13 protein-coding genes are annotated in these 13,449 nt (G+C 66.7%); 9 read left to right on the top strand and 4 right to left on the bottom strand.

Annotated elements, in window-relative coordinates; translation table 11 throughout:
• Positions 1-103 precede the first annotated feature (103 nt).
• Positions 104-1,102 (top strand): inorganic phosphate transporter, encoded by a 999-nt coding sequence (locus tag H8S47_RS17980; RefSeq protein WP_187505147.1) that lies wholly within the window; start codon positions 104-106, stop codon positions 1,100-1,102.
• Positions 1,103-1,207: 105 nt separating this feature from the next.
• On the opposite strand, the gene H8S47_RS17975 is transcribed toward H8S47_RS17980, so the two are convergent.
• Positions 1,208-1,654 carry a phasin family protein gene (locus tag H8S47_RS17975; RefSeq protein WP_328805619.1) on the bottom strand — a complete coding sequence of 149 codons (447 nt, stop codon included), beginning with the start codon at positions 1,652-1,654 and terminating at the stop codon, positions 1,208-1,210.
• A 173-nt stretch (positions 1,655-1,827) separates the two neighbouring features.
• Between H8S47_RS17975 and H8S47_RS17970 the strand changes: the two genes are divergently transcribed.
• The 6 genes from H8S47_RS17970 to H8S47_RS17945 all read left to right on the top strand — a co-directional run bounded on the left by H8S47_RS17970 (position 1,828) and on the right by H8S47_RS17945 (position 9,552).
• Entirely contained in the window at positions 1,828-2,442 is a 615-nt protein-coding gene (locus H8S47_RS17970; RefSeq protein ID WP_187505146.1) for a TetR/AcrR family transcriptional regulator, read from the top strand.
• 353 nt (positions 2,443-2,795) lie between these two features.
• On the top strand, positions 2,796-3,194 hold the full coding sequence (locus H8S47_RS17965) for a hypothetical protein (protein WP_187505145.1): 399 nt from the start codon (positions 2,796-2,798) through the stop codon (positions 3,192-3,194).
• Complete coding sequence (locus H8S47_RS17960) at positions 3,191-4,468, top strand: efflux RND transporter periplasmic adaptor subunit (RefSeq protein WP_398456342.1); 1,278 nt, start codon at positions 3,191-3,193, stop codon at positions 4,466-4,468. The genes H8S47_RS17965 and H8S47_RS17960 overlap by 4 nt, the downstream gene beginning before the upstream one ends.
• 128 nt (positions 4,469-4,596) lie before the next feature.
• Complete coding sequence (locus tag H8S47_RS17955; protein WP_187505144.1) at positions 4,597-7,773, top strand: efflux RND transporter permease subunit; 3,177 nt, start codon at positions 4,597-4,599, stop codon at positions 7,771-7,773.
• Positions 7,774-7,783: 10 nt separating this feature from the next.
• The gene (locus H8S47_RS17950; protein WP_187505143.1) at positions 7,784-9,193 is read left to right on the top strand and encodes an efflux transporter outer membrane subunit; all 1,410 of its coding nucleotides are present in this window, start codon (positions 7,784-7,786) and stop codon (positions 9,191-9,193) included.
• Between the two features lie 83 nt (positions 9,194-9,276).
• Positions 9,277-9,552, top strand: coding sequence for a hypothetical protein (locus H8S47_RS17945; protein WP_187505142.1), 276 nt, complete (start codon positions 9,277-9,279; stop codon positions 9,550-9,552).
• Between the two features lie 8 nt (positions 9,553-9,560).
• On the opposite strand, the gene H8S47_RS17940 is transcribed toward H8S47_RS17945, so the two are convergent.
• The gene (locus tag H8S47_RS17940) at positions 9,561-9,818 is read right to left on the bottom strand and encodes a hypothetical protein (protein ID WP_187505141.1); all 258 of its coding nucleotides are present in this window, start codon (positions 9,816-9,818) and stop codon (positions 9,561-9,563) included.
• A gap of 143 nt (positions 9,819-9,961) precedes the next feature.
• On the opposite strand from H8S47_RS17940, the gene H8S47_RS17935 reads away from it, so the two are divergent.
• Together H8S47_RS17935 and H8S47_RS17930 are read left to right on the top strand one after the other, a co-directional pair.
• Entirely contained in the window at positions 9,962-10,114 is a 153-nt protein-coding gene (locus H8S47_RS17935; protein WP_187505140.1) for a hypothetical protein, read from the top strand.
• 60 nt (positions 10,115-10,174) lie between these two features.
• Entirely contained in the window at positions 10,175-11,227 is a 1,053-nt protein-coding gene (locus H8S47_RS17930; RefSeq protein ID WP_187505139.1) for a lactonase family protein, read from the top strand.
• A gap of 12 nt (positions 11,228-11,239) precedes the next feature.
• Here the strand turns inward: H8S47_RS17930 and H8S47_RS17925 are convergent, their stop codons facing one another.
• Both H8S47_RS17925 and H8S47_RS17920 read right to left on the bottom strand, forming a co-directional pair.
• Positions 11,240-11,515 (bottom strand): hypothetical protein, encoded by a 276-nt coding sequence (locus H8S47_RS17925; protein WP_187505138.1) that lies wholly within the window; start codon positions 11,513-11,515, stop codon positions 11,240-11,242.
• 139 nt (positions 11,516-11,654) lie between these two features.
• Positions 11,655-13,199 (bottom strand): DHA2 family efflux MFS transporter permease subunit, encoded by a 1,545-nt coding sequence (locus tag H8S47_RS17920; protein ID WP_187505137.1) that lies wholly within the window; start codon positions 13,197-13,199, stop codon positions 11,655-11,657.
• Between the last annotated feature and the right edge of the window lie 250 nt (positions 13,200-13,449).

Raw genomic sequence — 13,449 nt, 5'->3', positions numbered from 1 at the left:
CCCGGCCGGTTGCTGACAACCACCGCTCGCCCACGCGGAAGCCGACCCACCCCCTGCCCCTTCCTTCCAGGGAGGGGAGCCCGACGGCGCCTGGAGCGGCGGCATGATCCTCTCGCTCCCGCTCCTCATCGGCCTGATCGGCATCGCGCTGCTGTTCGACTTCCTGAACGGCCTCCACGACGCGGCGAACTCGATCGCCACGGTGGTCTCCACGCGCGTCCTCAAACCGCAATACGCCGTCCTCTGGGCAGCCTTCTTCAACTTCATCGCGTTCGCGGTGTTCGGGCTCCACGTCGCGCAGACCGTCGGCACCGGGATCGTCCAGGCAAACGTCATCGATGCGCAGGTGATCTTCGCCGCGCTGATGGGCGCGATTGCGTGGAACGTAATTACTTGGGTGCTCGGCATCCCCTCGAGCAGCAGCCACGCGCTGATCGGCGGGTTGCTCGGCGCGGGCATCGCCAAGATCGGCTTTGGCGCGATCGTCTGGAGCGGCGTGATCAAGACGGTCGTCGCTATCTTCGCCTCGCCCGCGATCGGCCTTATGCTCGCACTCGTGCTGGTGCTCGCGGTCGCCTGGACCAGCTTAAAGCTCACGCCGCTCGGCGTCGACAAGCGCTTCCGCAAGCTGCAGCTGATCTCCGCCGCGCTCTATTCGCTCGGCCACGGCGGCAACGATGCGCAGAAGACGATGGGGATCATCGCCGTTCTGCTCTATTCACAGGGCCTGCTCGGCGGCGAATTCCACGTCCCACTCTGGGTCGTGCTGTCGTGCCAGGCGGCGATGGCACTCGGCACGCTGTCGGGCGGCTGGCGGATCGTCCACACGATGGGCTCGAAGATCACCCGCCTCACCCCGGCGCAGGGCTTCTGCGCGGAGACCGGCGGCGCGATCACGCTGTTCGCCGCGACCTTCTGGGGCATCCCCGTGTCGTCGACTCACACTATCACTGGCTCGATCGTCGGCGTCGGTGCCGCGCGGAGATTGTCCGCGGTCCGCTGGAACGTCGCGAGCAACATCGTCGTCGCCTGGACGCTCACACTGCCCGCAGCCGGGTTGATCGGTGCAGGGACGTACCTGCTCGTCGGGTTGTTCGTCTAAGTACCGATATCGTTAAGGTCGATCGCCGCTGTCTCCGTCATATCGACGGAGCGGCGGCGTTCTTGCTCGTCCGTACGCCGCTCCACCCCGGTTGCAACGTCCCGCTTACTTCGGTCCGTCGCCGCGCAACGGCGCCACCGCATCCTTGCCGAACTTCATGATCAGTTCGCCGATCTCGCGCGCCTGACTCATGCTGCGCTGGCTCTGCTCGCGCAGATAATCGCCCTGGATCTTCATCACTTGCGTGAGGTCCTTGGCGCTGGCCGCCTCGCGCATCGCCGCGAACGCCTCGCGCGCATTCTGTTCGGCCTGATCGATCATCGTCTTGCCGATCGTCGCACCGCCCTCGGCGATCTTGCCGCCCGTTTCCTTCAACGCCTCGCCAGCGCGCTTCGCCGGATCGACGACCTTCTCGGAGAACGCATCGCGCGCCTTCTCGCTTTTCTCGCGCATCGTGTCCGCGGCTCCCTTGGCTGCATCCGCCGCTCGGTCGGTCGCCGCCTTGCTCGCCTTCGCGCCATCATCGACTGCCCGCTTGAAGTCGTCCGCCATCGTCTCGCTCCTCTATCGCGCTACCATTTGGTCGAAGTTTCAACCGGTATGGCCGGCTTTGGTTGCACCGACGGGCTCCTGCGCCACGCCGACCCTGTCAGGACGGCAGGCGGCCCCGGCAACACATTCCAGTCACTGGACCTTTTGTCGTTTTACCCTATATACCGAACGGTATGAATAGGCTTTGCACGCTCACCGCCCCCAAGGGCCGCCCCCGCGAGTTCGATCTCGACGAAGCGCTGGCGGGTGCGTTGCGCGTGTTCTGGCGCAACGGCTACGAAGGCGCGTCGATGGCGGAGCTGACCGCGGAGATGGGCATCACCAAGCCCAGTCTATACGCGGCGTTCGGCAACAAGGAGGCGCTGTTCCACAAGGCACTCGACCTCTACGAGCGCGAGAAGCTCGCCTACATGACCTCCGCGCTCGAAGCGCCGACGGCCCGCGCCGTAGCGGAAAGACTCCTGCGCGGGGCTCTCCAGATGCAGATGAGCACCTGCGATCCCAAGGGGTGCCTCAGTGTCATCAGCAGCGTCGCGTGCAGCGCCGAAGCCGAACCGATCAAGGCCGAGGTCGCCAAGCGCCGCGCGTCGTCCGAAGCCGCATTGATGAAGCGCTTCGACGAGGCCAAGGCGGCGGGCGAGTTCCCTGACGCTCTCGAGTCGCATGCCCTGATGCGGTATCTGTTCGCGATCATGCAGGGCCTGTCGATCCAGGCCGGCTCGGGCGCGACCTGCACCGAGCTCAACCAGCTCGTCGAGACCAGCCTGTCGGTGTGGCCGACCAAGTAAATCCGTTGGCACTGCCGACATGAAAGTCACGCTTCGTTACGGTCGCGATAAAAAATACCGGCCGGTACAAAAGTCTGTTGACTAGATGAACCCCAGGTTTATATACCGACTGGTATCGAAGCTCTCTCCTACTTCGGAGAGGGCAACCGGGGACACAAACCCATGACCACGGTTACAACCTAACCAAGAACGGATGGCTTCGGCCGACCGGACTCACGACATTTCAAGCGGGCAAGCGCGGCACGAGGATGTGCCGGCAACGACCGCGCACGCCTTGCGACCAGCTGACGTCGGTGGACCGTCCACCGACGAAGGCCAGCGCTTGCCCGAAAAATCAAAAGGGGGACAATCCCATGGCTTATCTCGACCTCGACAATATGTTCGCTTCGCCCGTCACCAGCCGCACGCAGGCTGTAGCAGCCCCCGCCCCGACCGGCTTTTCTGCACTGGAGTGGAGCGTCATCGCCCTCGCCAAGCGCGACACATTGCGCAGCCTGTCCGGCCCCAGCCGCATGTCGCGGGCGATGGGCAGCCTGTTCGGCCTGAGCACCGCGTCGCGGCTCGCCGATCCCCGGCTCGAAGCGTTGCGCCGGATGGCAGTCTACGCCTGGCGTCGCGGCTTCGCGCTGCCGATGGCCGAGATCCAGAACTTCCTCGCCGCCGGCTTTGCCGAGGCCCAGATCGAGACGCTCGTCGAGAGCGTCACCGGCATGCGCGTCGGCGCCCAGCAGAAGCGGAGCATCGCAGCGTGAACCAACTTACCACAATCACGGCCGCGAACGACGCCGACGTCGCGTCTTCGCCGCCCACGGACCGTCATCGACGGCCGGCATGGCAGCGCGGCGCGATGGTGCTCGTGCCGATCGCGCTGCTCGGCGCGGTCGGCGTGAAGTTGTTCGATCATCCCGACGCGGCGATGGCGGCACCCCCGCCCGCCTCCGTCACGGTCGCGTCGCCGCTGGTCCGGCAGGTCAGCGAATGGGACGATTATGTCGGCCGCTTCGCACCGAGCCGGACGGTCGAGATCCGTCCGCGCGTTGCCGGCGAAGTCACGGGCATCCACTTCCGCGACGGCGAGATCGTCAGCAAGGGCCAGTTGCTCTTCACGATCGATTCCCGCCCGTTCGCTGCGGCTCTGGCTGAGGCGCACGCCAACGTTGCGAGCGCGAAGAGCGCGTTATCGCTGGCGCGTACCGATCTCGGTCGCGCGCAGCGGCTCGTCGCCGACGAAGCGGTCTCGGCCGGCGAAGTCGACGCATTGCGCGGCCGACTGGAGGCTGCGCAGGCATCACTCGCCGCAGCCCAGGCGCGCCAACGTGCCCGCGCTTTGGACGTCGGCTTCACGCAGGTTCGCGCACCGATCGGTGGTCGTATCTCCGATCGCCGCGTCGATGCGGGCAACCAGGTCGCGGGCGGCGAAGGCACCGGCGGCACGGTGTTGACCACGATCAACGCGCTCGACCCGATCTACTTCACGTTCGACGGCTCCGAGGCTTTGTACCTCAAGACGCAGCGTGCACGTCAGCCGGGTGCGGCCCCCGCGGCGGTCGAAATCCAGTTGCAGGACGAGACCGAGCATCGCTGGAAGGGCAAGCTCGACTTCACCGACAACGGGCTCGACCAGCGCTCGGGCACGATCCGTGGTCGTGCGGTGCTCGCCAATCCAGGGTATTTCCTGACGCCGGGGATGTTCGGCAACATGCGGCTCGCGAGTGCGGGGACGCGGCAGGCTCTGCTGGTGCCCGACGATGCGGTGCAGACCGATCAGGCGCGCAAGGTGTTGCTGACCATCGATGCGAAGAATGTGGTGAGCCAGAAGCCGGTCGAACTAGGCCCGGTGGTCGATGGCCTCCGCATCGTGCGCTCCGGGATCGGGCCGAACGACCGGATCATCATTCAGGGCACGCAGATGGCGATGCCGGGTGCCACGGTTGCGCCGAAGGTCGGCCGGATCTTGGTGGCCTCGGGTACGACCGCGCCAGCGTCCGTCCAGCCCATCTCCGGTGAAGCCACGCTCCCCAACTAAATGCCGTCGTCCTGACGAACGTCAGGACCCAGAGTTCGAGACGTCCCGCTGAGTAACTCTGGGTCCTGACTTTCGTCAGGATGACGGGGCGTGCGCGGACGGATCGCCCCTCTACCGAGGAAATTCCCATGCGCTTCTCGCGCTTCTTCATCACCCGGCCGATCTTCGCGGGCGTGATCGCGGTGATCATCACGATCGTCGGTGCGATCGCCTACATGACGCTGCCGGTGTCGCAATATCCCGACATCGTCCCCCCCACCGTCACCGTCAGCGCGACCTATCCCGGCGCCTCGGCCGAGACGGTCGCCGAAACCGTCGCCGCGCCGATCGAGCAGGAGATCAACGGCGTCGACAACATGCTGTACCAGTCGTCGCAATCGACCGGTGACGGCAAGGTCACGATCACCGTCACGTTCAAGATCGGCACCAATCTCGATGCCGCGCAGGTGCTCGTCCAGAACCGCGTTGCGGTCGCCGTTCCGCGCCTGCCCGAGGACGTCCAGCGTCTCGGCGTGGTGACGCGGAAGACGTCGCCGGACTTCCTGATGGTGGTGAACCTCGTCTCGCCCGACAATTCGCTCGATCGCGGCTATATCTCCAACTACGCGCTGACCCAGGTTCGCGACCGCCTCAGCCGCATCGACGGCGTCGGCGACGTGCAGCTGTTCGGCGCGCGCGATTATTCGATGCGCGTCTGGATCGATCCCGGTCGCGCCGCCGCACTCGACCTTACCGCCGGCGAGATCGTCGCCGCGTTGCGTGCGCAGAACGTCCAGGTCGCCGCGGGTACGCTCGGCCAGCCGCCCTATGACAAGGGCAACAGCGCGTTCCAGCTCAACGTCGAGACGCAAGGCCGCCTGACCGATCCCAAGCAGTTCGCCGACGTCGTCATCCGCACCGACGCGCAGGGCCGCCAGGTCCGTGTCTCGGACGTCGCGCGCGTCGAGCTCGGCGCGCAGGATTACGGCGCGAACACCTATCTCAGCGGGAAGCCCACGGTCATCGCCGCGGTCTTCCAGCGTCCCGGCTCGAACGCACTCGGCGCGGCGCAGGCCGTCACCGCCGAGATGGAGTCGATGTCGAAGCGCTTCCCCAAGGGGCTGGAATACAAGGTCATCTACAACCCGACCGAGTTCATCGCGCAGTCGATCGACGCGGTGAAGCACACGCTCTTCGAGGCGATGGTCCTCGTGGTACTGGTGATCCTCGTCTTCCTGCAGAAGTGGCGCGCGGCGATCATCCCGATCGTGGCGATCCCGGTCTCGCTGATCGGCACCTTCGCGGTGCTCGCCGCCGCCGGGTACAGCCTCAACAACCTCTCGCTGTTCGGCCTCGTCCTCGCGATCGGCATCGTCGTCGATGACGCGATCGTCGTGGTCGAGAATGTCGAGCGCAACCTCGAACACGGGCTCTCCCCGTTGGAGGCAGCGCGTACGTCGATGGACGAAGTGTCCGGCGCGCTGGTCGCGATCGTGCTCGTGCTGTGCGCGGTGTTCATCCCGACCGTGTTCCTCACCGGCCTCTCCGGCGCATTCTACCGCCAGTTCGCGGTGACGATCTCGACCGCGACGATCATCTCGCTGCTCATCTCGCTGACACTGTCGCCGGCACTCGCCGCGATGCTGCTCAAGCCGACCGCATCCGCCGACTCCGGCAACCGCCTGACCCGTACCGTGCGACGTGCCGGCGATGCCTTCAACCGCGGGTTCGAGCGGATGAGCGAGAGCTATGCCCGCCTCACCGCGCGCCTGGTCACCGCGCCGCGCCGGATGATGATCGCCTATGCCGCGCTGATCGCAGTCACGGTCGGCGTGTTCATGGTCACCCCGTCGGGCTTCGTCCCAGCACAGGACCAGGGCTATTTCCTGACCGTCATCCAGCTTCCGCCCGGCTCGTCGGTCGAGCGCACCGATGCCGTCATGCAGAAGGTCGCGAAACGCATCCTGCCGCTCGCCGGCGTCAAGGGCGCGGTCATGCTCGCGGGCTTCGACGGCCCCTCGCAGACGCTCGCCCCCAACTCGGCCGCCGCGTACATCCCGCTGAAGAGCTTCGAGGAACGCAAGAAGCTCGGCGTCACCCTCGCCAGCATCATGGCGGAATCGCAGAAGGCGACCGGCGACATCACCGAAGCGCGTCTGCTGATCGTCCCGCCACCGCTGATCCAGGGCATCGGCTCGGCCGGCGGCTATCGCCTGATGGTGCAGGACCAGGGCGGGCACGGATACGCCGACCTCGGCAAGACGAGCTACGCGCTGATCGGCCAGGCGAACCAGACCAAGGGTCTCGCCCAGATCTACACGTTCTTCGACACCGCCACGCCGCGCATCTTCGCCGACGTCGACCGCGCCAAGGCCAACCTCTTGGGCGTCCCACCCGAGCGCGTGTTCGAGGCGTTGCAGGTCTATCTCGGCTCGGCGTTCGTCAACGACTTCAATCTGCTGGGACGCACCTACCGCGTCACCGCGCAGGCCGACGCACCGTTCCGCAACACCACCGCGGACATCGCCAACCTGAAGACGCGCTCCAACTCGGGCCAGATGGTCCCGGTCGGCTCGGTCTCGACGTTCAAGGACAAGACCGGCCCGTACCGCGTCGTGCGCTACAACCTCTTCCCCGCGGTCGAGGTCGATGGCGACACCGCCAAGGGTTATTCCTCGGGCCAGTCGCTCGTCGCGATGGAGAAGCTCGCCGATGCGTCGCTCCCGGCAGGCTACGCGCATGAATGGACCGGCATCGCCTACCAGCAGAAAGCCGCCGGCAGCACCGCCGCGCTCGTCTTCGGCATGGCGGTGGTGTTCGTCTTCCTCGTGCTCGCCGCGCAGTACGAGAGCCTGACGTTGCCGCTCGCGATCATCCTGATCGTGCCGATGTGCCTGTTGGCTGCAATGACCGGCGTGAACCTGCGGGGTATGGACAACAACGTCCTTACGCAGATCGGCCTGGTCGTGCTGATTGCATTGGCGGCGAAGAACGCGATCCTCGTGGTCGAGTTCGCCAAGCAGGCCGAGGAACAGGACGGGCTCACACCGGTCGAGGCGGCGGTGCGCGCGGCCAAGGACCGGTTGCGGCCGATCCTGATGACGAGCTTCGCGTTCATTCTCGGCGCAGTGCCGCTGGTGATCGCGACGGGTGCCGGTGCGGAACTCCGCCAGGCGCTCGGGACCGCGGTGTTCTTCGGGATGATCGGCGTGACCGGGTTCGGACTGCTCTTCACCCCCACCTTCTATGTCGTCGCACGGGCGCTGGCGCTGCGGTTCGAACGCCGCCGTCCTGCCCCCGCCGCGACGCTTCAGCCAGCCGAATAGGACCAGCATCATGAAGTCCGCCCTCCTCGCGAGCCTCTCGGCGCTGACGCTCGCCGCCTGCGCCGCCGGCCCCGACTATGTCGCGCCGATCACCCCACTCAAAGCGGCGGCGTCGTTCGTCACCGCCAACGCCGCCACCGTCACGACCGCGCCCGACAACGACTGGTGGCGTATGTACCGCGACCCGGTCCTCGACGGCCTCGTCGCGGACGCGCTCGCAGCGAACACCGACCTCCGCGTAGCAGTCGCCCGGCTCGACAGCGCCCGTGCCTCCCTGCGTGGCGCGAAGACCGACCGCGAGCCACAGGTAAACGCGGGCGCGAGCGGCAATTACGCGCGCACCTCGCAACTCCAGAACCTGCCCGGACTCGATCGCGAGCGTGCCACCTACGACGTAGGCCTAGACGTCAGCTATGAAGTCGATCTCGCCGGCCGGGTCCGCCGCAACGTCGAAGCAGCCCGCGGTGACGTCGGCGCCGCGCAGGCCGATGCGGACGCCGTCCGCGTCTCGATCGTCGCCGCCACCACCCGCGCCTATGTCGACGCAGCCTCGTCCGCCGAACGTCTCGCGGTCGCGCGGCGGATCGTCGACCTGCTCGACAAGTCGAACACGCTGACCGGCAAGCGCGTCGACGCCGGTCGTGCAGCCCGCCTCGATCAGGTCCGCATCGCAGCCTTGCGCGACCAGCGGGCCGCCAACATCCCGCAGATCGAAGCCGAGCGCCAAGCCGCGCTCTTCCGCCTCGCCACGCTCACCGGCCGCACCCCGCAGGACCTTCCCGCAACCGCCGGTGCCCGCAGCACCACGCCCCGCCTAGATCAGCCGATCCCGATCGGCGACGGCGCGGCGTTGCTAGCACGCCGCCCCGACGTCCATGCCGCCGAACGCCGTCTCGCGGCAGCGACCGCACGGATCGGTGTCCAGACCTCGCAGCTCTACCCACAGATCTCGCTCGGCGGGTCGATCGGCTCGACCGCTCTCAGCGTCGGCGACATCTTCACCGGAGGCCCGATCCGCTGGCTGCTCGGGCCCCTGCTGAACTGGTCGCTCAACCAGTCGGCGGCCCGCGCGCGCATCGCCGGCGCCGAGGCGGACTCGCGCGGCGCGCTCGCCAATTTCGACGGCAGCGTCCTCACAGCACTCGAGGAAACCGAGACCGCGCTGTCGAACTACGCCCGCGAACTCGATCGCCGCACGCAACTCCAGTCCGCGCACGACAACGCCGCCACCGCCGCCCGCATCACTCGCGCCCGCCAGCGCGAAGGCCAGATCGACTTCCTCGACGTCCTCGACGCGGAGCGTACGCTGGCCGACACCGATACGGACCTCGCCGCCGCCGATGCGCGGATCGCCGGCGCGCAGGTCGACCTGTTCCGGGCATTGGGGGGCGGCTGGCAGGCCGCGCCCAAGCCCGCCTGACGACCGGACCAGCGCGTTAACTATCTTTTGAAACACGCCCGCAACTAAACTACATCAAGCAGGTTGGAACGATGGAGATCATCATGACCGACCAGGGCCTACCCGAGACCGAGTGTACGCAGGCGTGGCGGGCACAGGTGCGATACCATCAGGACCGCGCGGAGCAGGAGCAGGGGCTTGCCCGCCGGTCTCGATCGGACGCCGCGCGAACCGCGCATAACCTTCTACGCGACCATCATCTGCAGCTCGCTGCATCGGCTGAACAGGTTACCGAGATGCCGAATGCGCAGCCACCGCAGAGTTCGGCGCTCCAGCATACCGGCTGGCTGATGCGTGAAAGCTACCGCGACGCGAACTGAGCCGTCGTTCAGTCGAGGTCGACCTTGCCGAGGTTGATCCCGTCGTAAAGCGCGAGCAGAGCGGTCACTTCCTCGACGACGGTTTCCTGTTCGGCGCGCCAGCGGGCGGTCGCGTCGTTCTGCGGCACGCCGTCCATCCCGTCGTGCAGCGTGAAACCCTGGTCTATCAGCCAGATCGCATCCGACGCCCGCGAACGCTGCCGTCGCAGGTGATAGACCCATTGCTCGATGATCCCCGAAGGAACCAGTCTATCCAGATCGCCCATTCCGGATCGGTAGGCCAAGGTCGACGGCAATGCCAGCCCGCGAACCGTGGCCAGCCCGCGAACCGTGGTTTTGGACGGAACGCGGGCGCGATTAACCCTCTCCTGAAATTCGACCGCAACACAACGGGTTCACCACGGTGGCGATGGACATGCTGCCGCCCCCTTCCGTGATCGAACGGCGCATGGACGATCAATCCGTTCTCGCCCACCGTGCGCGCAACGCCGACGTCGCGCGGATGCACGAAGATCTGGCGCGATTCTACCGCGAGCAACTGATCGCCGTGCTCAGGGCCTGACCCCGTGGGCTGATGGCCTCCCCGTATGACGCCGCGGCGAAACGACGCTAGACGCGACCGATGACTGCGCTCGACGAATCCTCCGCTTTGCCCGCCTCATACTGGATAGGAACCTATGCCGGCGGTGGCGGCGCGGGCCTCTATCCGTTGCCGGGTGACGGGGATCGGCTTGGCGTCGACGCAGCCTATGACGCTGCCAAGAACGCCTCGTTCGGCGTGTATTCGTCGCGGTTCGATCTTCACTATCTGGTCGACGAACGCGATGACGGGATGCTCGGCCTGTATCGGCACGCGGGTTCGGGCTGGACATGTCTCGGGCAGGTGACGACGGGCGGCTCCGCCCCCTGCCATGTCGCGCTCGACGCCACGCAATCCTGCGTCGCGGTCGCCAATTATGCGAGCGGCAGCGTCGCGCTGTACCGGCTCGATGCCAGCGGAATGCCGATGGCACCGCCGATCGTGCACGCGAACAGCGGCAGCGGGCCCAACCCCGACCGCCAGCAATCGCCGCATGCGCACTGGGTCGGCTTCGGTCCCGACAACCGGACGATGTACGCCACCGATCTGGGAACCGACGAGGTTCGTGCCTTCGCCTTCGACGTCGAGCAGGTCACGCTCGACGCCCCGCGCACCGCGTTCGCCGCGGCGCCCGGCTCGGGTCCGCGCCACATGCTGTTTCATCCACGCCACCCGCACACGGCGTATCTCGCCTGCGAACTCACGAGCGCGCTGGTCGTGCTGGACCTCGTCGGAACGGACTTGCGCGAACGTGCCACGCTTTCCACGCTTCCCGCCGGGTGGCAGGGTGCGAATATCCTGGCGCACATCGGCGCCAATGCCGCGGGCGATCGACTGTACGTGTCCAACCGCGGGCATGAGAGCATCGCGGTCTTCGCGCTCGACCCCCATGGCGACGCGACACTCGTCCAGCATGTCGCCAGCGGTGGCCTGTCGCCGCGGTTCTTCCTGATCCTGGAAGCAGAGCGCCGGATGATCGTCGTCCACGAACGCGATCACCGCGTCACGATGCTCGATATCCTGCCGGACGGGACGCTCGCCCCGACCGGTCGCGTGGTCACCGTTCCCGGCGCCGCGTTCGCACTCCTTGGCTGACGCTCGACCGGGTCAGCTGACGCTGGCGATCAACAACGTCAGTTCGTCGCGGACCGGGTTCACGTCGATCTGGAGCGGTTTCAGCGTCCGGCGCTTGACCGGATAGGATGCGCGCACCGCATCGCACAGATCCTTGACCGGGACGCGGACGCAGGCGCCCTCGTCGCAGACCAGGCGTGGCGTGTTGATGGACTGGGTGCAGGTCAAGGGCGCGGCGGCCCAGGCGGGCATCGCGCCGGATAAAAGGCACGCGGCTGCGACCCGCAAAGCGGTGATCTTGATCGTCATGGTTTCTGGCCCCCCACAGGCGTTTCGTAACTGGTAAACGCAGCGTTAGGGGCAAGTGGTTGCGATAACGTTTCTATTGCCCTGCGATCGGACTGCCGGGCCTCGGTCATAAGGAAATGACAGTCCGCCTCGGTCCGCCTCAATCCGCCGCGATCGGCCCCTGCGGCGGACTGGCGCGACGCGTGAACCAGACGATGATGACCATCGCGAGGCACAGCCACGCCGAGACGCGGAACAGGTCGGTCGACGCGAGTAGATACGCCTGCGCCACCATCTGCCGCGTGATCGCACCCGCCGCCTGCACGTCGGTCAGCCCCATCCGGGTCAGCGCACCCTGCGCCATCTGGTAGGGCGAACCGGTGCCGATCGCTTCCGACAACCGGCTCTGGTGCAGCGTCTCGCGACGATCCCAGGCGGTGGTAATGATCGACGCCGCGAAGCTGCCCGAGGTGATGCGCGCAAAGTTCGAGATGCCCGTCGCCGACGGCAGCCGCTCCGCCGGGATACGGTCGAGCGAGATCGTCAGCATCGCGAGGAAGAACGTGCTCATCGCGATCCCCTGGACCATCAACGGCAGCATCAGGTCGTAGAAGCTTGCGCCCGTCGTGTAGCCCGAGCGGAGATAATAGGAGTAGCCGAACGACGCGAACGCCACCGTGGCGAGGATGCGCGCGTCGATCTTGCCGCTCAGACGCGCGACGAACGGCGTCAGGATCACCGCCACCGCGCCCGATGGTGCGGCGACCAGCCCCGCCCAGGTCGCGGTGTAGCCGAGCTGGGTCTGCAACCAGAGCGGCAGCAGCAGCGTGTTGGCGAAGAACACCGCATAGCCCAGGCAGAACGCGATCGTCCCGATCGTGAAGTTGCGGCTCTTGAACAGCGACAGGTTCACCGCCGGGTTGGCGTCGGTCAGCTCCCAGATGATCCAGCCGACAAAGCCGATCGCGGCGACGACCGCGGCGATGACGATCCGGTCCGCGGCGAACCAGTCGTCGTTCTTGCCGAGATCGAGCACGATCTGCAGCGCACCGACCCACACCACCAGCAGGATCAGCCCGACCTGGTCGATCGGCAGCTTCCGCGTCGGCGTATCGCGTTTGCCGAGCTTGTTCCAGCACACGAACGCGCAGAACATCCCGAACGGCACGTTGATCAGGAAAATCCAGCTCCAGTGATAATTGTCGGAGATGTAGCCGCCGAGGATCGGTCCCATGATCGGCGCGACCAAAGTCGTCATCGACCAGATTCCGAGCGCGGTGGAGCGCTTGTGGACGGGGAAGATCGCGATCAGCAGCGCCTGGCTGCCGGGGATCATCGGTCCGGATACCGCGCCTTGAAGGATACGGAAGCCGATCAGCGACGGCAGGTCCCACGCGATCCCGCACAGGAACGACGCGATCGTGAACAGGAAGACGGACACGCAGAACGTCCGCACCACCCCGAACCGGCCCATCAGCCACCCGGTCAGCGGCACCGCGACGCCGTTGGCGACCGCGAACGCCGTGACGATCCAGGTGGAGTTGTCGCTGGAGACGCCGAGATTACCGGCGATAGTCGGCAGCGAAACGTTGGCGATCGTGGTGTCGAGCACCTGCATGAACGTACCGAGCGCCAGCGCGAACGCGGTCAGCGCGAGCGAGCCGCCGACGAGCGGGGCTGGGCCGGGACCTGAGGGAGCGGCCATTATGCGGCGCTCCGGTAAGGGCACGCCACCCCGCCTGGGCCACCACCCCGGCGAAGGCCGGGGCCCAGTTGGGGGACGTTGCTAAAGGAGGACAGCGTTCCGTTACGACCACCTTTCCAACTGGGCCCCGGCCTCCGCCGGGGTGGTGCAGTATGTGAAGGCGTTCCCAACAAAATTGTTCTCCCGCGAAGGCGGGAGCCCAGCCTGGGTCCCCGCCTTCGCGGGAGAACAAGGACGGGCATGGTGCCGT

This window comes from Sphingomonas albertensis, from assembly GCF_014358075.1.
Taxonomy (GTDB): Bacteria; Pseudomonadota; Alphaproteobacteria; order Sphingomonadales; family Sphingomonadaceae; genus Sphingomonas; species Sphingomonas albertensis.
This window is presented reverse-complemented; position numbering and strand designations above follow the sequence as displayed.

Excerpts from the sequence above, each read along its gene's own strand:
- H8S47_RS17980 (WP_187505147.1), top strand. The coding sequence starts at position 104 with ATGATCCTCTCGCTCCCGCTCCTCATCGGCCTGATCGGCATCGCGCTG.
- H8S47_RS17975 (WP_328805619.1), bottom strand. The coding sequence starts at position 1,654 with ATGGCGGACGACTTCAAGCGGGCAGTCGATGATGGCGCGAAGGCGAGC.
- H8S47_RS17970 (WP_187505146.1), top strand. The coding sequence starts at position 1,828 with ATGAATAGGCTTTGCACGCTCACCGCCCCCAAGGGCCGCCCCCGCGAG.
- H8S47_RS17965 (WP_187505145.1), top strand. The coding sequence starts at position 2,796 with ATGGCTTATCTCGACCTCGACAATATGTTCGCTTCGCCCGTCACCAGC.
- H8S47_RS17955 (WP_187505144.1), top strand. The coding sequence starts at position 4,597 with ATGCGCTTCTCGCGCTTCTTCATCACCCGGCCGATCTTCGCGGGCGTG.
- H8S47_RS17950 (WP_187505143.1), top strand. The coding sequence starts at position 7,784 with ATGAAGTCCGCCCTCCTCGCGAGCCTCTCGGCGCTGACGCTCGCCGCC.
- H8S47_RS17945 (WP_187505142.1), top strand. The coding sequence starts at position 9,277 with ATGACCGACCAGGGCCTACCCGAGACCGAGTGTACGCAGGCGTGGCGG.
- H8S47_RS17940 (WP_187505141.1), bottom strand. The coding sequence starts at position 9,818 with ATGGGCGATCTGGATAGACTGGTTCCTTCGGGGATCATCGAGCAATGG.
- H8S47_RS17935 (WP_187505140.1), top strand. The coding sequence starts at position 9,962 with ATGGACATGCTGCCGCCCCCTTCCGTGATCGAACGGCGCATGGACGAT.
- H8S47_RS17930 (WP_187505139.1), top strand. The coding sequence starts at position 10,175 with ATGACTGCGCTCGACGAATCCTCCGCTTTGCCCGCCTCATACTGGATA.
- H8S47_RS17925 (WP_187505138.1), bottom strand. The coding sequence starts at position 11,515 with ATGACGATCAAGATCACCGCTTTGCGGGTCGCAGCCGCGTGCCTTTTA.
- H8S47_RS17920 (WP_187505137.1), bottom strand. The coding sequence starts at position 13,199 with ATGGCCGCTCCCTCAGGTCCCGGCCCAGCCCCGCTCGTCGGCGGCTCG.